Annotated in this window: 24 protein-coding genes; 12 read left to right on the top strand and 12 right to left on the bottom strand. The window is 41.1% G+C overall.

What is annotated here, in order from left to right:
• Positions 1–253 precede the first annotated feature (253 nt).
• Together FBB35_RS06110 and FBB35_RS06105 are read left to right on the top strand one after the other, a co-directional pair.
• Complete coding sequence (locus FBB35_RS06110; protein ID WP_174713538.1) at positions 254–2,863, top strand: PAS domain S-box protein; 2,610 nt, start codon at positions 254–256, stop codon at positions 2,861–2,863.
• Positions 2,864–2,897: 34 nt separating this feature from the next.
• Complete coding sequence (locus FBB35_RS06105; protein WP_254625837.1) at positions 2,898–4,706, top strand: ATP-binding protein; 1,809 nt, start codon at positions 2,898–2,900, stop codon at positions 4,704–4,706.
• Between the two features lie 113 nt (positions 4,707–4,819).
• Here FBB35_RS06105 and FBB35_RS06100 read toward each other — a convergent pair whose 3' ends face one another.
• The 3 genes from FBB35_RS06100 to FBB35_RS33855 form a co-directional block, all read right to left on the bottom strand.
• On the bottom strand, positions 4,820–5,425 hold the full coding sequence (locus tag FBB35_RS06100) for a hypothetical protein (protein WP_174708919.1): 606 nt from the start codon (positions 5,423–5,425) through the stop codon (positions 4,820–4,822).
• A gap of 99 nt (positions 5,426–5,524) precedes the next feature.
• Complete coding sequence (locus FBB35_RS06095) at positions 5,525–7,102, bottom strand: WD40 repeat domain-containing protein (protein WP_217481692.1); 1,578 nt, start codon at positions 7,100–7,102, stop codon at positions 5,525–5,527.
• Positions 7,017–7,853: an NB-ARC domain-containing protein gene (locus tag FBB35_RS33855; RefSeq protein ID WP_217481691.1), complete on the bottom strand. Its 837-nt coding sequence runs from the start codon at positions 7,851–7,853 to the stop codon at positions 7,017–7,019. Before FBB35_RS33855 ends, FBB35_RS06095 begins: the two co-directional genes overlap by 86 nt.
• Positions 7,854–8,077: 224 nt before the next feature.
• Here FBB35_RS33855 and FBB35_RS34350 point away from each other — a divergent pair, with 224 nt between their 5' ends.
• Both FBB35_RS34350 and FBB35_RS34345 read left to right on the top strand, forming a co-directional pair.
• Positions 8,078–8,365, top strand: coding sequence for a hypothetical protein (locus FBB35_RS34350; RefSeq protein ID WP_254625836.1), 288 nt, complete (start codon positions 8,078–8,080; stop codon positions 8,363–8,365).
• Between the two features lie 29 nt (positions 8,366–8,394).
• A complete protein-coding gene (locus FBB35_RS34345; RefSeq protein WP_254625835.1) occupies positions 8,395–8,631 on the top strand; it encodes a hypothetical protein in 237 nt (78 codons plus the stop codon).
• A gap of 23 nt (positions 8,632–8,654) precedes the next feature.
• Here the strand turns inward: FBB35_RS34345 and FBB35_RS34340 are convergent, their stop codons facing one another.
• Positions 8,655–9,158 carry a transposase gene (locus tag FBB35_RS34340; RefSeq protein ID WP_254625834.1) on the bottom strand — a complete coding sequence of 168 codons (504 nt, stop codon included), beginning with the start codon at positions 9,156–9,158 and terminating at the stop codon, positions 8,655–8,657.
• A 60-nt stretch (positions 9,159–9,218) separates the two neighbouring features.
• Entirely contained in the window at positions 9,219–9,614 is a 396-nt protein-coding gene (locus tag FBB35_RS34335) for a transposase (RefSeq protein WP_254625668.1), read from the bottom strand.
• Between the two features lie 75 nt (positions 9,615–9,689).
• Between FBB35_RS34335 and FBB35_RS34330 the strand changes: the two genes are divergently transcribed.
• The 6 genes from FBB35_RS34330 (at position 9,690) to FBB35_RS06055 (ending at position 13,325) form a co-directional block, all read left to right on the top strand.
• A complete protein-coding gene (locus FBB35_RS34330) occupies positions 9,690–9,920 on the top strand; it encodes a hypothetical protein (protein WP_254625833.1) in 231 nt (76 codons plus the stop codon).
• A gap of 356 nt (positions 9,921–10,276) precedes the next feature.
• Positions 10,277–10,654 carry a DUF1304 domain-containing protein gene (locus tag FBB35_RS06075; RefSeq protein WP_174708918.1) on the top strand — a complete coding sequence of 126 codons (378 nt, stop codon included), beginning with the start codon at positions 10,277–10,279 and terminating at the stop codon, positions 10,652–10,654.
• 59 nt (positions 10,655–10,713) lie between these two features.
• Complete coding sequence (gene ureE / locus FBB35_RS06070; protein ID WP_174708917.1) at positions 10,714–11,160, top strand: urease accessory protein UreE; 447 nt, start codon at positions 10,714–10,716, stop codon at positions 11,158–11,160.
• The gene (locus tag FBB35_RS06065) at positions 11,135–11,827 is read left to right on the top strand and encodes an urease accessory protein UreF (RefSeq protein ID WP_174708916.1); all 693 of its coding nucleotides are present in this window, start codon (positions 11,135–11,137) and stop codon (positions 11,825–11,827) included. Before ureE ends, FBB35_RS06065 begins: the two co-directional genes overlap by 26 nt.
• Before the next feature lie 94 nt (positions 11,828–11,921).
• On the top strand, positions 11,922–12,518 hold the full coding sequence (ureG, locus tag FBB35_RS06060) for an urease accessory protein UreG (protein ID WP_174708915.1): 597 nt from the start codon (positions 11,922–11,924) through the stop codon (positions 12,516–12,518).
• 168 nt (positions 12,519–12,686) lie between these two features.
• Positions 12,687–13,325 (top strand): methyltransferase domain-containing protein, encoded by a 639-nt coding sequence (locus tag FBB35_RS06055; RefSeq protein ID WP_254625832.1) that lies wholly within the window; start codon positions 12,687–12,689, stop codon positions 13,323–13,325.
• Here the strand turns inward: FBB35_RS06055 and FBB35_RS06050 are convergent.
• Positions 13,306–13,443, bottom strand: a complete 138-nt coding sequence (locus FBB35_RS06050) for a hypothetical protein (RefSeq protein ID WP_174708913.1) — start codon at positions 13,441–13,443, stop codon at positions 13,306–13,308. The two genes, FBB35_RS06055 and FBB35_RS06050, sit on opposite strands and share 20 nt — an antisense overlap.
• Before the next feature lie 69 nt (positions 13,444–13,512).
• Positions 13,513–15,399: an ABC transporter ATP-binding protein gene (locus tag FBB35_RS06045; RefSeq protein ID WP_174708912.1), complete on the bottom strand. Its 1,887-nt coding sequence runs from the start codon at positions 15,397–15,399 to the stop codon at positions 13,513–13,515.
• Positions 15,400–15,581: 182 nt separating this feature from the next.
• Between FBB35_RS06045 and FBB35_RS06040 the strand changes: the two genes are divergently transcribed.
• Positions 15,582–15,722 carry a hypothetical protein gene (locus FBB35_RS06040; RefSeq protein ID WP_174708911.1) on the top strand — a complete coding sequence of 47 codons (141 nt, stop codon included), beginning with the start codon at positions 15,582–15,584 and terminating at the stop codon, positions 15,720–15,722.
• A gap of 33 nt (positions 15,723–15,755) precedes the next feature.
• Here the strand turns inward: FBB35_RS06040 and FBB35_RS06035 are convergent, their stop codons facing one another.
• Both FBB35_RS06035 and FBB35_RS06030 read right to left on the bottom strand, forming a co-directional pair.
• Complete coding sequence (locus FBB35_RS06035) at positions 15,756–16,328, bottom strand: single-stranded DNA-binding protein (RefSeq protein WP_174708910.1); 573 nt, start codon at positions 16,326–16,328, stop codon at positions 15,756–15,758.
• A gap of 272 nt (positions 16,329–16,600) precedes the next feature.
• Positions 16,601–17,857, bottom strand: coding sequence for an FAD-dependent oxidoreductase (locus FBB35_RS06030; protein ID WP_174708909.1), 1,257 nt, complete (start codon positions 17,855–17,857; stop codon positions 16,601–16,603).
• Between the two features lie 174 nt (positions 17,858–18,031).
• Here FBB35_RS06030 and FBB35_RS06025 point away from each other — a divergent pair, with 174 nt between their 5' ends.
• Entirely contained in the window at positions 18,032–19,336 is a 1,305-nt protein-coding gene (locus FBB35_RS06025; RefSeq protein WP_174708908.1) for an ABC transporter ATP-binding protein, read from the top strand.
• A 20-nt stretch (positions 19,337–19,356) separates the two neighbouring features.
• Here the strand turns inward: FBB35_RS06025 and FBB35_RS06020 are convergent, their stop codons facing one another.
• From FBB35_RS06020 to FBB35_RS06010, 3 genes are read right to left on the bottom strand one after another with little or no spacing between them, the layout of a single operon-like run.
• On the bottom strand, positions 19,357–19,974 hold the full coding sequence (locus FBB35_RS06020) for an NUDIX hydrolase (RefSeq protein ID WP_174708907.1): 618 nt from the start codon (positions 19,972–19,974) through the stop codon (positions 19,357–19,359).
• Positions 19,975–20,027: 53 nt separating this feature from the next.
• On the bottom strand, positions 20,028–20,612 hold the full coding sequence (locus FBB35_RS06015) for a DUF4276 family protein (RefSeq protein WP_174708906.1): 585 nt from the start codon (positions 20,610–20,612) through the stop codon (positions 20,028–20,030).
• Between the two features lie 11 nt (positions 20,613–20,623).
• A complete protein-coding gene (locus FBB35_RS06010; RefSeq protein WP_174708905.1) occupies positions 20,624–21,796 on the bottom strand; it encodes an AAA family ATPase in 1,173 nt (390 codons plus the stop codon).
• Between the last annotated feature and the right edge of the window lie 109 nt (positions 21,797–21,905).

Raw genomic sequence — 21,905 nt, 5'->3', positions numbered from 1 at the left:
GAGGATTGAAATTCCTCCTGAACACAGCAACTAAAATTAAGAGATTCAACCTGGGCCTTAAACCTTTACCTCAACTTCACTCAGTATGAGCTAAACACCCCGCTATTCATGTACAGCAATCGTGAACTGATGCTTCTTGGACAACTGGTTCACCCGATTGGGTGAATGCGATCGCTACATCCAGAACTACTCTGAAAGTAGAGGAACTTTTTCTGCTGTTAGTGATAACGCCAACAGCCAAAAAAGTCTGATAATGGCTATGATTGCCTTGAATATTATGTCAATTGCTTATATATCAAAGGTTCAAAGAGTGGATGAAATTGTCAAATCACCAGATTTCCAGCCAGAGAAGATCGCTCTATTGGAAACAATTGCTGCCAATTTACCGGGGATGATTTTCCAAATTCTGCAACGGCAGGATGCCTCTGTGTTTATCCCTTATATTAGTTCTGGTTGTGAATATTTGTATGAATTAAAACCAGAAGCTGTACAGGCAGACTTTCAAGTGCTATACAAATTGATTCATCCACAGGATATAAAAGCTTTTACAGAATCTATTACTGTTTGTAGTACCACTTTTAAACCTTGGCATTGGGAAGGTCGCATCATTACGCCTAGTGGCAAACTGAAGTGGATTCAAGGTACTTCGCAACCCGAACTACAAGAAACAGGCGATTTGATTTGGAATGGCTTAGTCATGGACATTACAGACCGAAAACAAGCCGAAGAAAAATTGCAAGAGAGTGAGGCTCGGTATAAAGCAATTTTAGATGCTATTCCCGATTTGATGTTTCGCATTAGCCGCGATGCCGAGTATCTCGATTTAAAAAGTGAGGGAGCAAATATCACTCTTTCGAGAGAAGAAATAGTTGGGAAACGCGTGCAAGAGTTATTGCCTAGTGATGTTGCATCAATTAGCCTAGAAGTGATCGCTAAAACTTTAGATTCTGGAACTTTGCAAACTTACGAATATCAACTACCAACGCCTTTGGGAGTCAGAGATTATGAGGCGCGGTTGGTAGTGAGTGGTGAAGATGAGGTACTAGCAATTGTCCGAGATATCACAGAACGTAAACAAGCAGAAGTCACTTTACAAAATCTGGCTCAAAAATTTGCTAAAGCTTTTAGTTGCAGTCCCGATTCAATTACCATTAGTACGCTGCAAGAAGGACGGTTCATCGAAGTTAACGACAGTTTTGTCGAACTCTCCGGTTATGAGCGAAATGAGGCGATTGGTAAAACTTCCTTGGAATTAAATCTGTGGGTAGACGATCGCGATCGCCTAAATTTGTTACATCAGTTGCAAAGCACAGGAGTTGTTCGCAATTTGGAATTTGAATTTCGGCAAAAGTCTGGCAAGATAATTACAACGCTGCTTTCAGCCGAAATTATTGATTTAGATAATATCCCTTCCATCCTAGCAGTCCATCACGACATTACAGAACGCAAGCAAGTAGAAGCGCAATTTCACCTATCAGCACAACGCGATCGCTTGTTGGCAGAAACTCTAGTACGAATTCGGTCTTCCCTTAACTTAGAGGAAATTCTGCAAACCACCGTCACCGAAGTTAGGCAATTTCTGCAAGCAGATAGAGTTTTCATTGGTTTAAATAATGCCAAGTTAGGTGTTAGAACTCTTGCCGAATCGGTAGATCCTCAGTATCCATCAGTCTTAGGTTGGTCTACTAATGATGAAGCTTATTTACAAGAATTGAGAAACTTACTAAAAGATAATCTTATCCGTGTCGTTGAAGATATTACACAAATAGCAGTATCTCCCAAAGTTAAAGCACACTATCAAAAATTCCAAACAAAGGCTAGCTTGGCAGTACCACTGATGCTAGGCAATGAATTATTTGGTGCGTTAATTGCCAATCAATGCTCCGGTTCTCGTCATTGGCAGCCAATAGAAATTGATTTGCTACAACAGATGTCAGAACAAGTAGCGATCGCCATTCAGCAAAGCCAGATATACCAAAAACTCGCAGAACTTAACACTAATTTAGAACAACAAGTCGAAGAACGAACAGCACAGTTGCAGCAAAAAATGCAAGAATTTGAAAAACTGGATCGTGTAAAAGATGTTGTCTTACATACAGTTGCCCACGATTTACGAACTTCGGTGATGGGTAACTTAATGGTGTTGAAAAATTTGTTAAATCAAAAAGTGGGGACTGGGGACTGGGGACTAGGGACTGGGAATCAAGGACAACAGGGAATTATTGAAAAAGTCTCTTCTCAATCCCCAATCCCCAATCCCCAATCCCCAATTCCAGTATCTCGCTCAATAATCGAGCGGATGATTCAAGGCAACGATCGCCAACTGGCAATGATTAACTCATTGCTAGAAATTAATTCTTGCGAGCAACAGGGTATTGACATCAAACATGAACCTGTGCAACTTAATACCGTGCTGAGAGGAACAGTCACCCATCTGGAACCTGTGTTGACACAAAATCAAGCGACTCTGAAGAACTTGGTTCCCGCAGATTTACCATTAGTAATGGCAGATGGGACTCTGTTGCAGAAAGTTTTGGTAACTTTAATCACACATAGCTTGCAAAATAATCCACCAGGATTAAATTTTATTCTTAGTGCCAGCATTGAAGGGGGAATGATTCGCACTCAGATTCAAGATGATGGTGTAGTAATGAGTAAACTAGAGTGCGATCGCCTTTTCGATCTCCATGTCCGTGATCCCCAAGATTGTTGTTCCACCAGCATTGGCTTAAAAATGTATCTTTGTCGGAAAGTTATTAAGGCACATGGCGGTAAAATCGGTGTTATTAGTAACCGCAAGCGCGGGTTAACTTTCTGGTTTACATTACCTCTCTTCACTTCATCCGCAACAAATCGCCCATAAATCACCAAAAAATGAGAGGGTGTTATTTATAGCAATGTTGAGTAAAGGAAACACCCTCGACGGTATGGGCAAAGTTGCTTGGATGCTAATAGCTACTCCATTTACAACAGTGCAAAGCTGGTGGAGAAAAACCTTTTCTGCACCAACAACAGATGAAACCACTACTCTTTACAGAGCTTGGCGTAACCGTTTTTTGTGGCAGAGATTGCGTTTATGGTTATGGCTGGCGCTGATTTGTTTGTTGTCTTTTACTTTGCGAGACATTTACGGCTTTTTGTTCTCTTTAAAAGAGTTGGAAAGTCTGCCAGAAATACTTAGAACTCAACGCCTTGTAATCAATATTGCAATGCTAATGAGTATACTGATCTGCTTTGCCTTACATAAAACTAAATTAGGCCGCAATCGGCCAGATTTATTATTTTTGGGGTCTTCTTGGGCAATTAGTCTCGCATCACAGTTGTTTGCCACCCTGAGAGGCTTCGCGCTACCCGATGCTATCGGTTGGTCACTGCTCTTCTTGAGCCAAGCTATATTAATGCCTGTCTGCTGGGTTGTTCACTTGCTGTCTCAAGTGGGTGTGCTAGTTTACTATTTTGCTGTAAATACGGTACTTGGGCTGAAGACACCAGTCCCTGAACACCCAGAAATATATAGTGTGACCTTTCTTTTATACATTTTTTGGTTTTGTGCTATATGTGACATTGGTGTTTATCTATACGATCGCCTGCAACGTTCTGAGTTTTACGCCCGTCAAGAACTGGAATTTGCATATCAAAAACTCAAGGTTGCAGAAACTAAATATCGCAGTATTTTTGAAAACGCCGTTGAAGGAATTTTTCAAAGCAGTCCTGATGGACGTTACATTACGGCAAACCCTGCTTTAGCAAGTATTTATGGCTACTCCTTAGCGGAGGAAGTGACAGCAAATTCCACTGATATTCAACAATTGTACGTTGATCCAAACCGCCGCGCCGAATTTGTGCGTCTGATGGAAAAGTATGGCAGCATTTCCGAGTTTGAATCCCAAATTTATCGCCGAGACGGGAGTATTGTCTGGATTTCGGAAAAAGCCTACGCAGTACGTGACGAACGGGGAAAATTGCTTTATTACGAAGGTTTGATTGAAGACATTACGCAGCGTAAACAAACTGAAGAAGAACTACGAGTATTTTTCCATGCAGTTTCCCACGACTTACGTAATCCAGTAATGGGTACTTTAATGGTGCTGAGAAACTTGCTTGCCCGTCCAGAGGAAAATATTTCGATTTCCCGCTCAATTTTAGAGCGGATGATTCAAAGTAGCGATCGCCAACTTAACTTAATTAATTCGTTGATGGAAGCTCATATCAGCGAAGTGCAAGGTGTTGTTTTGCAACATCAGCCTGTACAATTACTGACAGTTATCGAAGCTGCGATCGCAGATTTGGAACCATTGCTTGAGCAAAATCAAGCCAAGCTGACCAATCTGGTATCCGCAGATTTGCCATTAGTAAATGCAGATCCCACCCAACTATGGAGAGTTTTTTCTAATTTAATTGTCAATGCTCTCAAACACAATCCTCCTGGATTGCTATTGACAATTAACGCTATCCGTGAAAATGAGATGATTTATTGTACTGTTAGTGATAACGGTGTAGGCATTAGTCAACAACAAAGCGATCGGCTTTTTGACCTTTACTTTCGGGGTGTAAATATCCGCAATTCTGTAAGTTTGGGATTGGGCTTATATTTATCTAAGCAAATCATCAATGCTCACGGCGGCGAAATTGGGGTGAATAGTGCATTAGATGCAGGGGCAATTTTCTGGTTTACATTACCTATTAGTAACCCATTCACAGGATGAATTTGTCAATTAAATCTTTTTGTTACCAAAAAAAATTTATCTAACTAATAAAACAAGAATAAAGCGAAGGAACAAAAGAAGTGATTTTATAACTAAAGAGAAGAGGAATAATTCTAATTTTTATCATTCATCAGCCTCACAAATAACTTACCTAATGCAGAAATGCGAACATTGATATGAACTACATCATATCCACCAATTGGAATTCCAGTCGAGGATACTTCTGTCAATCCAGATCCAATTAGATTTCCTAAATAATCATTATTGTTAGTATTGTTGATTAACTTTTTTAAGTCTTCAACAAAGGCACTATTTACAGCAGATGCTAACCGCCTGAAAGTTTCTAGATTAATTTTTTCTTTTATGAGATTTAAAAATAACTCAGCTAGTATTTGAGTTTTGCCCAAATCATCAATACGGTCAATAATTAAGACTAAACACTCACCTAACTTTGATTTTTTCTCAGGTTCATCATCTAGACTTTTGATAAAATTCTGCTTTTCTGTCGGGGTAACTTTGTCTAAATATAGAAGGAATTTTTTTATTTTTGTGAGAAATATACGATCGGTAACAGTTTTTCCTATATTAGCAACTTTTACAGCCAAGCTAACAAAGGGAATGTCTTTGAGCAGACCATTTTCTATCAAAGAATCCATAACCACTTCTGCTATATCTGTAAATAACTCAAGTGATTGTGAAGTAATTTCTGAGTTTTTCATCTTATTATATAAAGAGTAAATGGCGATGTGAACTAGTTAATCCAATAATCCCAGAGATTGAAACCGTGGGAGTATTCAATTATCTCTAACCTAGCTCAATTAGCTAGCACCTAAAGCTTGCAAAGTTGCTAATTGAGCTTCTGTTAACCCTTGAATGTTTTCCAGTTTCATCCCTTCATACGGACGAGGCGCTCTCCACGTTTGCTTGTATTGACCAGTTTGTAAATCCCAAATTTTAATTGTTTCATCTAAACTATCACTGAAAGCAGTCAGTCTGGCAGAAGTTGCGCCTCCAATTGGGACGGAGGTTACTACCAAACTATAAATAAGCTCTGAGTGACCGTGCAAAGTTTGTAGACAGGTTCCTAACTTCCAGTCCCATAATTTGATACTGTAGTCTGCACTGCCACTAGCGAGTAAAGGATGCTGGCTACCGGGTTGAAACGCTACTGACCATACACGGTTAGTATGTTCCCGTAATGTTTGCACTAGAGTACCGCTTTTAATATCCCAAAGTTTAATTGTTTGGTCTTCGTGTCCACTTGCTAGATAGTGTCCATCTGGACTTGGGACTAGGGATAATACACTATTGGTATGTCCTTTAAGTGTTTTCGTACAGCGTCCTATTTGAAGATTCCATAGTTTGGTGGCGTGGTCATCACCACCACTGACCAATTGTTGCTCGTTAGGATGATAAGCAACTGTCCAAACGCGGCTGCTATGACCGAGAAAGGTTTTTAGGCAATCTCCGTTTACATCCCATAATTTAACTGTGCGGTCAAAACTGCTGCTAGCTAACTGCTGACCATTAGGACTAAATGCGATCGCAGTTACTGTCTGTTGATGTCCACATAAGGTTTGAAGACATTTTTGGGTTTTAACATCCCAGAGTTTGATAGTGTTGTCATAGCTGCCGCTTGCGAGTAACTCACCATCTGGACTAAATGCTATTGAGCGTAACCAGCGATCGTGTCCTTGCCAAACACAAAGGCAATTTCCGGTAGCAACATCCCACAAGCGAATTGTATAATCTTCGCTACAACTGGCGAGAATTTGACCATCAGAGTGAAAAGCGATCGCCCAGACTCGACCTTCATGACCAACTAAAGTCTGAACTTCCGAGTTAAGCTTTTCTGGTGCAACCTGACACAAACGAATACTTAAATCTTGACCGCAACTTGCCAGGATATTACCTTTAGGACTAAATGCAACGGTGTTAACTGAGTAAGTATGTCCTTTATATGTATGCAGACATTGCCCAGTTTCTACATCCCATAACTTCACTAAATAATCATCACTAGCACTGGCTAGATACCGACCGTCTGGACTAAACGCTACACTCCACGTCCAATGTTGATGCCCTCGACAACGCACTAGTTGTTTGACTGTGCTAACATCCCAAATTTGAATGTCGCCTTTGGTGTCACTAGTAGCTAAGTACTGTCCATCTGAACTAAAAGCAACACTAAGTACACCGCCAAAGGTTTCAGCAAAAACAGTTTCTCTAATTTTGACATTAGTAAAATTAGTGTTATGTAATGTAATGTTGGCTAAGTAAGCTTGGCGAATAGCCAAATGAGAAAAGTCAAAGCTACTTAGGTCGGTTTTCAAGTGAGAGAATAGATTCAGTAGATTGCCCCCTGCATAGCCTGTTTGCAATATTGTTCGCAATTCCACCCGGTTTTTCTCGCCCGGTGACAATCAGACAACTTTGGTGCAGTTCATCGCAGATCCGCTCAAATAGCTGTTGGTATCCTTCAAACCCTTGTTGGTACTGTCCACACCGATTACCACTTTGTAAAATTGACTCGACGTTATCAAAAACCAACAAACAGCGCTTTTGCTGCAACTGTTGCATCAAAATATGAATTGAACTATCGATTGTTGCCTCTGAACCCATTAAAATCGGCAAAATCTCGCCCAGTAAAGTATTTAGTGGCAGTGCTTGCCGTAAACTACGCCAAATCACATATTCAAACTGGGACTGAATTTCTTGAGCAAGTTTCACTGAAAGAGTAGTTTTGCCAATCCCACCGAGTCTGAAAATCCCGACGAAACGACAACGCTCATTCTCAATCCATGTTGCTAAAGTTTGCAATTCTGCTTGACGACCGTAAAATCGAGAAACATCGATGGCTTCTCCCCAATCTTGTGTAGTGCTTTGGGATTGCTGATAGCGATGCAGAACGGCTTGGATATTTTTTTTAGAGACTTCTTCACCAGTGACTTGGGAGAGCGATCGCCATAATTGCGAACCAACCTGTTTAATATAGTCATAATCGTAACCTAATTTATCCGCAATTTCCGCATAAGTACGTCCGAGCCAACTTTCGATAAAGACTACAGATTGAACATCATTTAGCCCTTGTTCCAAGATAGTAGAGCGTAAAACAGCATCGACTATTTGGAGTGCTTCTTCTCCCGTCATGGCTCAATAAGATTCACGTATAGTTTAAGTCTTTAACTTTTCTGTTCTTGCTGGGAAGATTATGAGAAACTTTACAATTATTTACACTAACTAGTCACTTTTTCTCACCGACAGAGCGATCGGGTTTCAGGTTTGATGAAGTTAAGACAAAGCACAAGTTACTAACGTCTGTTTGTAGTTATTTCTTATCAAGCAATTATAATTTATGGGAATTTTTAATAATTATGAAGAAAACGCTTCATAAAGCTATATTTGTGTTTGCAATGATTGCTACACTAACAACAGGGTGCCGTTCAACTGACGAGTACAAAAAATTTGCAAATGCAGGAAGTGGATATGCAAATGCCGTTGACAAACTACTTGATGCAGCAGGTGACATCCGCATTGATACTACTTCCGAGCAATTATTACGTAACGACCGAATTCTTAATCTCACAGTTGACGACTATAAAAGGCTCGCCGACCGTGATGATGAACGTCTAGAAGTTATCAGAAAAAACTTATTCGGATAGCAAGAGAAGAACGTTTTGTTATCCGTCCATTGATTCAAGATACAACAATTTCTGACGAAGATACATGGATTGAAACACGACGAAACTTATTAAGAATGGAAAAACGAGGACAAGAGCTTCAATTTGCTAGTCAAACATTAGGAAATTATCAAGAAGTTTTTCAAGCGTTTTATGAGGGAAAATTGAGTCTGGCAAGAGTTAATAACTTTTTGCAAGAAATTGATGATTTTCTACAAATCGTTGAAGTAGACAAAAAACAAAGTTAACTATTCACATAATATAGCGGTTATCAGTCTTGTGAGGTACAGTAGCAGCAGTGAGTAAACCAACCCAGCAAATTCTCTATTGTCACTTCTGCGAATGCCGTATCTAATGCCTGGAGTAAATCAGGGTATGTCCTTGCACCGATGCGACGGAGAATGTTCTTAATCTTGGACCAACAATTCTCAATCGGTGAAAAATCGGGAGAATAGGGGGGGAGATAAATGAGATGAGCGCCAGCAGCGATGAGCAAAGCTTCAAGTTCATCACTTTTATGGATTGAGCAGTTATCCATGATCACCACTGCACCAGGCCAAAGTTTGGGTACGAGCTTTTGGGCGATGAAGGCATCAAAAGTCAAAGCATCGATAGAACCTAAGCCACTCCATTGGGTGAGCAGTCCTTTCAAGCTAATTGCACCAATTACCGAGACATTTTTCCCTTTGCGGTTGGGCTTTTGAGCATAGGCCCGAAAGGCCAGGCAAGGCGCGGGCACATTTGCGGATGAAGGACAGATTAACTCCCGATTCATCTAAGAAAATCAGCTCTTCGACGGGTATCCCCCTCAAGAGTTTCCAGTACTCAAATCGGGCTAGTTGGACTTCATCACTACCTTTTTTTGTGAGGTGGAGACTTTTTTTTTGAGGTTGAGGTGAAGTTTCCAGCGAACCATCCGATTCACCGTAGCTACCCCAATTAAGACCTCTGTTTTCTCGTAAAGTCGTTCCCGCAATTCGCTTAACGTCGCATCGGGCTGTGCTATGACGAGTTGGCGCAGGATTTCTAACTGTTCAGCATTCAACTTTGTTGCTGTCTGCTCAGTCCGCACCTTGGGGCCTATCATCCCCAATTCTCGATGGCGTTTGAGTAAATTTTGCACAAAACTTAAGGTGACACCAAAGTTTTTAGCCAGTTTTCGTTGGGAAATGTCACCGCAGGCATAAGCATCAACTATTTTTTGACGCAAGTCGAGAGAGTAGGCTTTCATCACCACCAATTATCAGTAGAATTGCTCTCTCCTACTGTACTGAAGTAGACTGATAACCGCTATAGGAGAAATATCATGACATACAGCCCTATAAGCTCTACAACACTTACAATCGACCAACTACCAGCAATGGATAGAGTTCGCGCACAATTTTTAGACCAACTCCGTGAATGCGAGCTAGAACTCAATTCATCAAAGATACAAAATATCTTTGAAGCTGAAAAAGACATTACTAAAAAACGGAAATTTATTGACGACCGTACAGATTTATCTGTGTTGCGGATAAAACTAGAAAGTGTAATTTGAGAAAAAGTTGCTGCCCGACTCAAGTGTTTTGAAGATGACCTGAATGAAGGAATAAATAACTTAAAAAACTCAATCGCCTCTGTCAATAACACTATAGATATTTTAACTACAGTAAAAAATGTTACTGGTATTATTGCAAGAATTCTTGTAATTCTTTAATTATTTTTACCCCATATTTTATCGGAATACTATGTATGGGGTAAATTCTTTCTTGATAGGTGGCTCTTGAAACTTATCTTACTTCCCAAGTAATTAGCAACAATCTACATTGAAAATAATCATTATAACTTCTAGCTAACTATGTGACTTTTTATAGTATAGTGAGTTGAAAATTAAATTTTTGAGGAATATTACTAATGGTAATAATAATCAAGATACTCATTAGCATTATTGCATTAATACATATTGCTTTTCTAGTCGTACAGATGTTTTTCTGGGATACAGAGTTTGTTCAAAAAAGAATAGTCGGAAATTTCACTCAAGAGGAAATTACTGCAATTCTTGCCCACAACCAAGGTTTATACAACGGATTTCTCGCTGCTGGCTTAATCTGGGGATTATTTATCTCACAGTTTTCACAAGTTGAACCTTCATGGATTGTGATTTTCTTTTTAATTTGTGTAGCGATCGCCGGTATTTTTGGTAGCTTGAGCTTGAAACGCCCAACAGCATTTTTAATCCAATCGATACCTGCAATATTGGCTTTATTTCTGCTATGGTATACTCGTATTTAAAAAACATTATTTCATCAAGTTTACAGCGATTTTACTTCAAAGTCTTGTCACCATTCTGTATGCTAACATTTACCCAGCTTAAACCACCTAATGGCGATGTAGCAGTCACCTTTACTCTGGCGCTAACAGCAGAAGAACGTACTCGCAGCCGTCATCGCTTTGAAACGGAAGATGGGAAAGTTGTGTTTTTACATTTACCCAGAGGAACTGTTTTACACGATGGCGATATTCTGCTAGAAGAAACCCATAAGAGTTTAATCAGAATTATTGCCAAACCAGAACTAGTAGTGACTGCCTTTGCCCAAACACCACTTTTATTATTACGGGCGGCATACCATTTGGGAAATCGCCATGTACCTGTAGAAATTACTCCGACTTATTTACGCTTGTCTTCAGATTCGGTTTTACGCTCGATGTTGGAACAACTGGGGTTAGAAGTTAAAGAAGAAATTTTACCGTTTCAGCCAGAATTAGGGGCTTATGGACAACACCATCATGCTCACTGATAGCCATTTTTTGAGTATTTTACAGTTAGGTAGCCCCACTTTACCTGTGGGATCATATAGCTATTCTGAAGGTTTGGAAATGCTGGTGGAAAATGGTACGATCGCTAACCACATACATCTCAAACATTGGCTAGAAGCCGAGTTGCTCTATGGGGCAATTCGATTAGAGGCGGCGGTGATGGTACGATCGCAGCAATCTGCAAAAATGAATGATGTAGAGTCGCTATGCCGTTGGAATCTGTGGTTATCCGCAGCTAGGGAAACAGAAGAGTTACGCGCCTCTAGTTGGCAGATGGGGCGATCCCTGATTCAATTACTTGGTAAACTAGAACCGGAGATTATACCGATTGCTAATGCTGTAGGTAATCCTTGCAATTATGCGATCGCTTTTGGCATTGCTATTGCCCATTGGCAAATTAGTACCCAAGCCGCATTACTCGGATATCTGCATAGTTGGGCAAGTAATTTAATTACTGCTGGCGTGAAACTCATCCCCCTTGGCCAAACAGCAGGACAGCAGTTATTACTAGATTTGCAACCATTATTTAGCACTGCGGCCTTAGAAATTCTAGCCTTACAAGATGATGAACTTGCCTGTTGTAGTTGGGGTTTGTCGCTGGCAAGTATGCAGCATGAAACGCAGTATACAAGGTTGTTTAGGAATTAGGGAATTGGGAATTGGAAATTGGTCAAAAACTAAGGACTAATAACTATGTACCAAAGACAAATGACAAATGACAAATCACAAATCACAAATCACAATGAATGCATTTAGAGTGGGAGTTGCTGGCCCGGTGGGTTCGGGGAAGACGGCTTTAGTGGATGCTTTGTGTAAGGGATTGCGTGAGCAGTATCAGATTGCGGTGGTGACAAATGATATTTATACTCAGGAGGATGCCCAATTTTTAGTACGTTCTCAGGCGTTGGCAAGCGATCGCATTTTGGGTGTAGAGACTGGCGGTTGTCCTCACACTGCTATCCGCGAAGATGCTTCGATGAATTTGGCGGCAATTGAACAGTTAGAAGAACGTTTTATCGATTTGGATTTGGTATTTTTAGAAAGTGGCGGTGATAACTTAGCTGCTACCTTTAGTCCAGAATTGGTGGATTTAACAATTTACGTCATCGATGTTGCAGCTGGTGATAAAATTCCCCGCAAAGGTGGCCCCGGTATTACCAAGTCTGATTTGTTGGTGATTAACAAAACAGATTTAGCACCTTATGTAGGCGCAGATTTAAGCGTGATGGAACGAGATACTAAAAAAATGCGCGCTGATAAACCTTTTATTTTTACTAATTTAAAAACTCAGTCGGGACTTGCAGATGTAATTAACTTTGTTTGCACAAATATTTGTTGAAAATAACTTTACAACCCACGGAGGTACAGGGCAAAGGCATCTAAATATTGACGAGATGGAATAAGAGTAGAATTCACCAAATTCAATTTTAACTGTTAGAAGAATGATCATAATTTTATCAGTTGAGCTATGGAAAAAAATGAACAACGAATTCTCCATTCATGGGCAGTGAACGCCAAACCGTGGACTCGTGTAATTCGTGACCAACTTCTTGAGAGCCGGGCTTTAGTTACAGACAGAGCGGTTGTAGAAGCCGTAGTTCAACTTGAACCGCGAACGTTCTTAGACGTCGGGTGTGGTGAAGGGTGGTTATGCCGTGAACTGTTCTGTCGCGGGTTTGATGGATGGGGAGTTGATGGAATTGCCGAGCTTGTTGAATCAGCACGGTGCTTTGGCGATGTCCGCTTTGTTGTATCTTCGTACTCGGATCTTCCGTCACAAAAATTTGGCAGCATTAACAAGTTTGACTGCTTCATCTGCAATTTTTCATTGCTGGGAGAACGCGCCCTTGAAGAAATAGCTCAAGCAGGTAAGAGTTTGTTAGAAGATAAGGGGAAAATAATCATTCAAACACTCCATCCTCTGATGGCTTGTGGGGACTCTCCATACTCTGATGGGTGGCGGGAAACTTCCTGGAAAGGAATACAATTGGAGGCGTTTGATCCTGCTCCCTGGTACTTCAGAACAATCGAATCATGGATTATTGAGTTTCATTTGAGAAATTACCGATTGGTGAAGTTAATAGAACCCTGTCACCCAAAGACTAAAAAACCAGTCTCAATTGTATTTATCTTTGAACAACATTGATTTTCAATTGGAATATCATGCAGTCAACTGGGATAATATCATCTGCTTTTTGATTGAAGCGATCGCATTCTTTAGTGCCAGATAGGGCGATCGCATTTTCAACAGTACGACGACGCACATTTAATGAGATAGTCAGCTTATTAAAATGCCCCACGCAGAGGTGGGTTTTGCCCCGAAAGAGACGTGCTTATAAAGCCTCCAGATGACGACTTCGCACCCGTTCAGCACTACCAGTAGGAATCGCAGCAATTAATTTTTGTGTGTATTCCTCTTTGGGTTCTTGGTAAATGCTTTCGGCTGTGCCTTCTTCAACAATTTGACCGCGATTCATGACTAAAATGCGATCGCTCATAAATTTCACCACACTTAAATCGTGAGAAATAAAGATATAAGTGAGCTGAAAATCTGACTGTAATTCTTTGAGAAGATTTAATACCTGCGCTTGTACTGAAACATCCAGCGCTGAAACTGATTCATCGCAGATGATAAACTTAGGGTTTAATGCCAAAGAACGGGCTATGCAAATCCGTTGGCGTTGACCGCCAGAAAACTGATGAGGATAGCGGTTCATCGCATCTGCACTCAACCCCACCCGTTCTAAGAGTTCGGTTACTCGCTGCCGTCGTTGTTGTTTTGTCTTCCCAACGGAGTGAATTAACAACGGTTCCATCACCGCGTTCCCAATCTTCATCCGTGGATCGAGGGAACTAAAAGGATTTTGAAAAACTATTTGCATTTCCCGCCGCAGTTTTTGCAACGGTTCTCCTTTGAGGCTAGTAATATCTTGTTTCTCAAAGATAATCTGACCACTCATCGGTTCAATTAAGCGCAGCAAGGTTCTACCAAGGGTGGTTTTACCACAACCAGATTCTCCCACCAAACCTAGTGTTTCCCCTGGTTTGACATCAAAAGAAACGCCATTAACCGCCATGTTGTAGCGTTTTGTCCCACCAAACACCCCGCGCACTGGAAAACCAACTTTCAAATTACGAATTTGCAGCAGAGGTTCCTTTTCATTGAAGTTTGCCAATCTTTTAGCAATCTCTTCGGTGGTGACATCTATGGGTTGTGCGGGTTCTTTCGCCTGAATTACTACTTGTCCCGTTGCTGTCTCTTCTGCACTCATATAATCAGAAACAGTGAGTAATTTTTGGGGACGGCGGTTGAGTGTAGGGCGACAAGCTATCAAACCTTTAGTATATGGATGCTGAGGAGTGCTGAAAATTTGCCGAGAAGTACCAGATTCGACAACTTTGCCTTTATACATCACCGCTACTTGGTCAGCAATTTCCGAAATTAGCCCCAAGTCGTGGGTGATGAAAATCATTGCCATGTCACGGCTTTCCTGCAATTCTCGCAACAAGTCCAAAATTGTCGCTTGCACCGTCACATCCAAAGCTGTAGTTGGTTCATCGGCAATTAAGATTAATGGGTTGCAAGAAATTGCCATTGCAATCATTACCCGTTGCAACTGTCCCCCAGAAAGTTCATGAGGGTAGCGTTCCAGCATGGCTTCTTTGTGTTCTTTAACCAACTGTGCCAACTTTGATGGTTCTGGTTTCGGTGAATTGGCGTTGGTTTGATACCAAGTTTCGGTATACTGTTGCTGAATCTCCTCATCACTAGGTAGAAGTTTAACCTCTTGCAAACCTGCGATCGCAATTTGTCTCGCTTGGGCTGCTGACACATTTTGATGTCGCATAATCGCCTCTGTTAGCTGAAACCCAATGTTATAAACCGGATTGAGCGAACTCATCGGTTCTTGAAAAATCATGGCGATGTCGCCACCCCGGTGTAGCTGCATTTGCTCAGGAGGCAATTTTACCAAATCGATGGGGTTGCCATTCTCCTGTGGACGAAACCAGATTTCACCACCAGTAACTATACCAGGAGTCTGCAACAATCCCATCACAGCTAGGGCTGTCACCGATTTACCACTGCCCGATTCTCCTACTATTCCTAGAGTTTCACCTCGATGCAGTCCAAAGGAAATACCATCCAAAGCTCTGACTGTGTTGCCATCACCGGGAAATTCAACTTGGAGATTGCGAACCTCTAGGACAGTTTCTCTCATAGGAGTTGGGTAGGAATGTTATCTTAAAATTATTTGGATTTTAACAATAGTTTTGATCTATTATCTCGTTAAATTTAGTTTTCAGGCTCCCTAGCAGGTTTTCACTGCTTAAATCTCAAACACATTTAGATTTAAATTGAATTTACTACAACTTGGCAAAGGACAGTAGAAGGCGACAAGTCATGACAGCACATCTTCTACAAGATGCTTGCGAAAACTTACCCCCATTGGCAAAAATCATCACCATCAAACTCAACACAGACAAAAAAATAGCACATCCTCAAGGATGGCTATTTGTAAAATTGTCTAATCGTAATGTTTAGTTAGCAAATTGAATACACGCTCAACTAACGACTTTAGAAGGGAATATCATCTGGATCTGGTTCCTGCTCTTTCACTGCTGGATAAGTGTTTCGCTCATAATTTGTAGATTGGGGTACGGGTTCGTAATTTGTCGCTTGGGGAGCAACACCAACAGGATTTGCAGCCGGAGTAGGCGCTGGACGTGGTGACTCGTAAGTGTTAACTTCTTTTTGGGGAGGACGAGATGCTGAAGATGCTTGTCGGGGAGTAGTTTCAGTGAATGATTGATTTACGGTTGCGGAAGGCAATGGATCGGTATTAAAACTACCTCCAACAGGTTGAATTTGTTGCACCGTCAATTCAGCGCGTTTTTCTTTAAAACCTTCCATCGGAACAGTATTCATACCTAAACGTCCTACCAGGATGACGCGATCGCCTTGGTGGTAGTTTTGCTGGATTTCTGTCGCTAAATTCCCCCAGCCGACAACTTTTAGGGTAGCTGGCGGATCTTCTGGTTTCAAGGAATTGGGAAACTGCACCAGCATTTCCGTAACTCCCAAATTATCGGCTGTATAGCGGAGTTGCGGCTCGTTAATAATTTCCGCCATCAAAACGCAGCTGTTCATTAAAATTACTCCTGACTGCAAAAAGTACTGATTGAAAAAGTGGGGGTTTTTCTATGTAGTGCCAATTAATATCTAGATATGTTTAATTGTTTGCATTTTTTAATAATGCCTGAGTTTTTAGTCCTTTCTAGCATAAAAGCCAAGCGATCGCTTTGAACAGCATTAAGTATGCCGTCCGCCACTCTCGCTTGACTAAATTGAGCATTCAATTCTGCATGAGTAGTACAATTGTATCATTCATTTAAGAAATAGAAAAAATTCTTGGCAAAAATTTAAGTCTTGACGTGAGAGGGGAAAACACCGAAGGCAATCAACTTGGCTGGAAGGTCGCGCAAGATGGGGAAGCGCAAAAATGCAGGTGGTACAAAGGTGCTATTTGAGGTGAGAACTGGGGCAAACACCCGCTTTTGGATAAAAGTTTGAAACGCCTGAATGATGCGTGTGGGCAACTCGCGTTGACGCTGTACTTTTGCCAGGTCGCTAAGTTGTACTTGTCGGTTTTTGAGCGGTTTGCTGAGTACATTCGCCGCAACTACAGCATCTTGAATTGCGTAGTTAATTCCAACTCCACCCACAGGGGACATTACATGAGCCGCATCACCGATAAGTAATAGTCCTGGACGATACCAACGTTTGACGCGGCTAGACTCGACTGAAAGAAAAGCTACTTGTGACCAATCATGTAAATTTTCGATGCGTTGCTGGAATTCTGGCACTACTTCCACAACAGATTTTTTTAATTCCTCCAAACCCGCAGCCCGTAGTTGTTGATAGCCTCCCTTGGGGATGACATCGGCAACTTGCCACTCATCGCCACGGTCAAGCATGGCGATGATTTTACCTTGACCAAAGCGCCCCATTCCCCCCTCTGGGTCTTCTGGCTGACGTGGTAGGCGAAACCAAAGAATATCCATTGGCGGCGAGGTTTCGATGGATTCAAACTCACCTAGGTGGCGTAAACGTGAGTGGCGACCGTCTGCACCCACTGTCAGTATTGCCCGGATTTCATGCCAGCCACCGCCTCCTCGATAGCGGACACCTTGAATTTCGCCATTTTCGGCAATTAATTCTTGTACATTCGCACCCATTACCAGATGGAAACTAGGATATTTTTGTGCTTCTTGAGTGATGAACTCCAGAAATTTCACCTGGGGAAGCATTATAATGTAGGGGTAGCGGGTCTTTAGATGGCTAAAATCTGCCAAAGTGACAGTATCTTCAGGAGTTTTAAACCTAATTTGGCGCATTTTGGCATGAGGGAGTTCTAGCAAGCGATCGCTAAGTCCCAATTCTTCCATAATTTCCATCACCGACGGATGAATCGTATCACCGCGAAAATCGCGATCGAAGTCTTTGTGTGCTTCCAGCAGCATAACTGAAATGCCTTGACGCGCTAACAACAGCGCCAATACTACTCCGGCTGGCCCCCCACCCACAATGCAGCAATCTGTAGTTTGTACGTCTACAATGTCATGGATAGAGTTAACGCTTGAATTTTGGGTAAGATTTTTAGGTACATCGGTAGTCATAAAAACACCTCCTGACAGCCCTAAAATTTAGCGTAGTTTGCTTTTGATGGTGCAAACTATTTTGTTAACTTTTCGTATTTACAGAGAACGTGTATTATGGGCGCTAAACTGTCATTATTCATTCGTAATTATCCTCCAATTCCCAATTCCTAATTCCCAATCCAATAATTAGTTGTGTCTCAAGTTGTTTTAGAAAACGTTTATAAAAGTTTTTCCCCGCGTAAAGGGGAAAGCGTGACCTCACAAACCCAATCTTCTCTCACCTCTGGGGAGAAAACTGATGCAGCCCAAGAACGTGCGGGAAGTGTTAATGTCTTGCGACGGATTAACCTGACGATCGCAGATGGTGAGTTTATGGTGCTGGTGGGCCCTTCTGGTTGTGGGAAAAGTACCCTGTTGCGGTTAATCGCTGGGTTAGAAACAATTACTGGCGGTAATATCTGGGTAGGCGATCGCTTAATCAATGACCTACCACCAAAAGAACGCGATATCGCAATGGTGTTTCAAAATTACGCCCTCTATCCCCACATGACGGTGTATGACAATATCGCCTTTGGTTTACGCCGCCGTTTTGGGAAAGCAGGGGAAGAAATGGCTACCTCATCTCAATATCTTCAGACGTGGGCAGAAAATCTTTTTGTGGGTGCAACAAGAAAATTACCTAAAGGACTGCGCTACATTTCTGACAAAGAACGGGCGGTAAATGAGCAGGTGCGTAGTGTTGCCCAACTGTTACAAATTGAAACATTGCTGAATCGCTTACCCAAACAGCTATCTGGGGGACAAAGACAACGGGTTGCATTGGGAAGAGCGATCGCGCGTGACCCTCAAGTGTTTTTAATGGATGAGCCGCTTTCTAACTTAGATGCCAAACTGCGGGCGGAAACCCGCGCCCAAATCGTGAAATTACAGCGCCAACTGGGGACAACCACGATTTACGTTACCCACGATCAAACCGAAGCAATGACAATGGGCGATCGCATTGCAATTATGTCTGAAGGTAAAATTCAACAAGTTGCTTCTCCCCTAGAACTTTACAATCGCCCTGCCAATCTTTTTGTAGCAGAATTCATTGGTTCACCACCGATGAATTTTATTCCTGTAGAATTTCAAGCTCCTCAGTTGATTACTCATTCTCAGTTTCGTTTCACCCTCCCAGAAGTTTGGGGAAATGCCCTACAAAAATACGATCGGAAAACTCTAATTTTAGGCATTCGTCCAGAACACTTGAACTTGAGTATGCCTGCTACCAAAAATCTACCAGTCCAAGTAGATTTGGTAGAGAATCTTGGTAACGATTCCTTTCTCGCTGTTAAGATTGCCGAACCGGGTTCTCAGCCTGCGACTATAGCCAATTCCCTACAAGTGCGAATCCCACCAGATCGTCTTGTACAACCTGGTGAGCAACTATGGTTATCGCTAACTCCAGAGAAAATTCACTTTTTTGACCCGGAAACCCAGTTAGCAATATTTTCTTAAAAGTATCCGCATCTAATTGGTTAATCAAAATCTGTCGGTAAATCTGGTTGGCGATAATGTTGAAAAAGCCGCGTGATTTGCGCTGGTGTCACCCGTCCCAGAGAAAGTTCTGGTAACGCATCTTCAGAGAAAAAACCTACATCTTCAGTTTCAATACTTGATGATGGAGAACCACCGATAAGTTCACATTTAAAAAACAGCTTATATACATAAAACGGCAACGGTGGATGTCCCTGTTTGTTTCTGTCATAAACTGCTAGTAATTTAATAGCGCGTGCTTGATATCCAGATTCTTCATATACTTCTTTTACAACTACTTCACTGGGTGACTCGCCAACATCAGCCCATCCACCAGGTAAACTCCAGCAACCATCTACTTTTTCTTTGACTAACAATATAGTATTTTCGCAAAAAATTGCCGCTCGCACGTCAACTTTGGGAGTTGTATATCCGACTTCACTGCTAAATAAATCGAGGACATAGCTGTGTTCTACGTTCGAGTAAGTCGCCATGATTTCTGTGGCGATCGCTAGTAATTGTTTATAGCGTTCAATATCAAAAGGCCCTTCAGAATAGGTTAGACCATTTTGAGCGATCGCTTGTAACTTTTGCGCCCATTCCAGCCATTTAGTTTCCACAGTTTTCCCCAACTTATGTAAGTTAGTACAAATCAATACCTGATTAATAAATTTTATTTGACGATGTTTCTTAGTCCATCTCGAAAAACCTGAAAACTTTTAGAGAGATTGTTTTCTACATCCATGTGGGGAGAAACTTTCTCAGCAAAGTAGATTTTTTGTAACCCTGTTTTATAGCCATATTTTTTTAGGATCTTATCTAGTTGCTCCCACGTACCACCTTTGATAGTATCTGGATTCCGAAATTTGGCTTGCTGGGATAAAGAAACAGGAATCTTTTCATATTCAGCCCTAATTGCTGTCACATCACCTAGAAACCATGACTCCAGTTCTTCTACAGCAATTCTATGGAGAACAATATTTCCTTTGTGTTTAGTCACAAAACTGCTAGCATCACAAAGTTTCCTCTTTAATTCTTGGCAATCAGTTCTATCTTCATCTACTATAATCACGATCCGCAAGTCATCATGCACAAAGTTAGCATAAGATTTCATTCGCTCAGTCAGTCTTTTTAAAAGTCTATCTTTGTTTTGAAAGTTATGAATTTTCAGCGTATGAGTATCACCTATTATTTTAGGTACAATAAAATTTAAAGCAACTTCAGTTGAAGGTTCTTCTACTAAAAACTCTATATGCATAATTACTACTATTAGTAAGGTAATCCTCTAAGATATCCTTCAGACCAGAGATCACCTAAGCCTGCTTGGGATTCTATAAAATATTTGGCATCATCAATTTTATCAGCTCTTGTAACAGTTGCGTAACCTTTATCATCACGTTGGAAAATCCAAAGTTGTCTAGCATCTTTTATTGTGTTTACAAAAAATGGAGAGTGGGTAGAAACAAATACTTGTGCGCGTTGTGAGTAAGCCTGAGCTTCCTCACTTAAGGAATCAAGAAGCCGATGGTGCAGTCCATTCTCTGGCTCTTCAATACAAAGTAGCTGAGGAGGATTAGGGTCATTTAATAATATTAAATATGCCAGTAATTTTAGTGTCCCATCTGAGGAAAACCTTGCTAAAAATGGCCTGCTAAAAGGTGCATCTTTAAATAAAAGAGCCAGTCTACCATCAATTGTTGGCTCCGACTCCACTTTTTCTAACTGGGGAACACGACTAGCCAGTAACTTTAAAATTTTGGATAAAGTTTCTTGATGTTCATCAGCAAGATATTGAACTACATTGGCAATATTGTCTCCTTCACGAGAGAGATGTTCCATTGCACCAGCAGTCGCTAACTGACGAGCTTGATCTGGTATGAAATAAGAGAGAAACCATCCCTCAATAAAACGGCGCAAACTAGCAATACGTGGGTTATCTGATAATTGACCTATAGTTTTAATAGCCAGAGAACTGGGATCATCCATTTGATAGTGAATTCTTTTATCATTAATTTCTGGATCTTCACCACTAATTACTTCACCTCCACCATTTTCAAACTTAAGAAAATCAAATGGTTTTCCATGAGAACCGCGCTTCCATTTGAGAGTTTCTCTTGAAACAATTGGCGCTCCATTTTGTAAAGCAATAGCAACTGTGTAGGTGATTTTAGGAGATTTATTATCTTCACGATACTTAATTACAATTTCAATTTCTTGACCTTGGCAATCACGGGAGATAACTTCTTGAAATCTTCCTCGCTTTTCTAAGGCTTTGCGAACATTAGTAGTAAGGCAATCTGAAAGAAAACCTATCACATCAAAAAAAGTAGTCTTGCCACTACCATTAGGGCCAAGGAAAATAGAAAAAGGTTTGATATCTTTTAGGATAATATTTTGCAGAACCCTATAGTTTTTGACTGAAATTTCTTCAATTCTTGCCATTACACTTTCACTTCCACAACTCTAGTGGTATCGTTACCAAAAATGCTAATAAATGTAGTAAGGGTACGGTATACCGCACCCTTACCACAATTGTCAAAAACTACCAGAT

This window comes from Nostoc sp. TCL240-02 (assembly GCF_013343235.1).
Lineage (GTDB): Bacteria > Cyanobacteriota > Cyanobacteriia > Cyanobacteriales > Nostocaceae > Nostoc.
This window is presented reverse-complemented; position numbering and strand designations above follow the sequence as displayed.

What these genes read in the sequence shown, in the direction of transcription:
- FBB35_RS06110 (WP_174713538.1), top strand. Translation starts at nt 254, where the DNA reads ATGGCTATGATTGCCTTGAATATTATGTCAATTGCTTATATATCAAAG.
- FBB35_RS06105 (WP_254625837.1), top strand. Translation starts at nt 2,898, where the DNA reads ATGTTGAGTAAAGGAAACACCCTCGACGGTATGGGCAAAGTTGCTTGG.
- FBB35_RS06100 (WP_174708919.1), bottom strand. Translation starts at nt 5,425, where the DNA reads ATGAAAAACTCAGAAATTACTTCACAATCACTTGAGTTATTTACAGAT.
- FBB35_RS33855 (WP_217481691.1), bottom strand. Translation starts at nt 7,853, where the DNA reads ATGACGGGAGAAGAAGCACTCCAAATAGTCGATGCTGTTTTACGCTCT.
- FBB35_RS34350 (WP_254625836.1), top strand. Translation starts at nt 8,078, where the DNA reads ATGAAGAAAACGCTTCATAAAGCTATATTTGTGTTTGCAATGATTGCT.
- FBB35_RS34340 (WP_254625834.1), bottom strand. Translation starts at nt 9,158, where the DNA reads ATGAATCGGGAGTTAATCTGTCCTTCATCCGCAAATGTGCCCGCGCCT.
- FBB35_RS34335 (WP_254625668.1), bottom strand. Translation starts at nt 9,614, where the DNA reads ATGAAAGCCTACTCTCTCGACTTGCGTCAAAAAATAGTTGATGCTTAT.
- FBB35_RS34330 (WP_254625833.1), top strand. Translation starts at nt 9,690, where the DNA reads ATGACATACAGCCCTATAAGCTCTACAACACTTACAATCGACCAACTA.
- FBB35_RS06075 (WP_174708918.1), top strand. Translation starts at nt 10,277, where the DNA reads ATGGTAATAATAATCAAGATACTCATTAGCATTATTGCATTAATACAT.
- ureE (WP_174708917.1), top strand. Translation starts at nt 10,714, where the DNA reads ATGCTAACATTTACCCAGCTTAAACCACCTAATGGCGATGTAGCAGTC.
- FBB35_RS06065 (WP_174708916.1), top strand. Translation starts at nt 11,135, where the DNA reads ATGGACAACACCATCATGCTCACTGATAGCCATTTTTTGAGTATTTTA.
- ureG (WP_174708915.1), top strand. Translation starts at nt 11,922, where the DNA reads ATGAATGCATTTAGAGTGGGAGTTGCTGGCCCGGTGGGTTCGGGGAAG.
- FBB35_RS06045 (WP_174708912.1), bottom strand. Translation starts at nt 15,399, where the DNA reads ATGAGAGAAACTGTCCTAGAGGTTCGCAATCTCCAAGTTGAATTTCCC.
- FBB35_RS06040 (WP_174708911.1), top strand. Translation starts at nt 15,582, where the DNA reads ATGACAGCACATCTTCTACAAGATGCTTGCGAAAACTTACCCCCATTG.
- FBB35_RS06035 (WP_174708910.1), bottom strand. Translation starts at nt 16,328, where the DNA reads ATGAACAGCTGCGTTTTGATGGCGGAAATTATTAACGAGCCGCAACTC.
- FBB35_RS06030 (WP_174708909.1), bottom strand. Translation starts at nt 17,857, where the DNA reads ATGACTACCGATGTACCTAAAAATCTTACCCAAAATTCAAGCGTTAAC.
- FBB35_RS06015 (WP_174708906.1), bottom strand. Translation starts at nt 20,612, where the DNA reads ATGCATATAGAGTTTTTAGTAGAAGAACCTTCAACTGAAGTTGCTTTA.
- FBB35_RS06010 (WP_174708905.1), bottom strand. Translation starts at nt 21,796, where the DNA reads ATGGCAAGAATTGAAGAAATTTCAGTCAAAAACTATAGGGTTCTGCAA.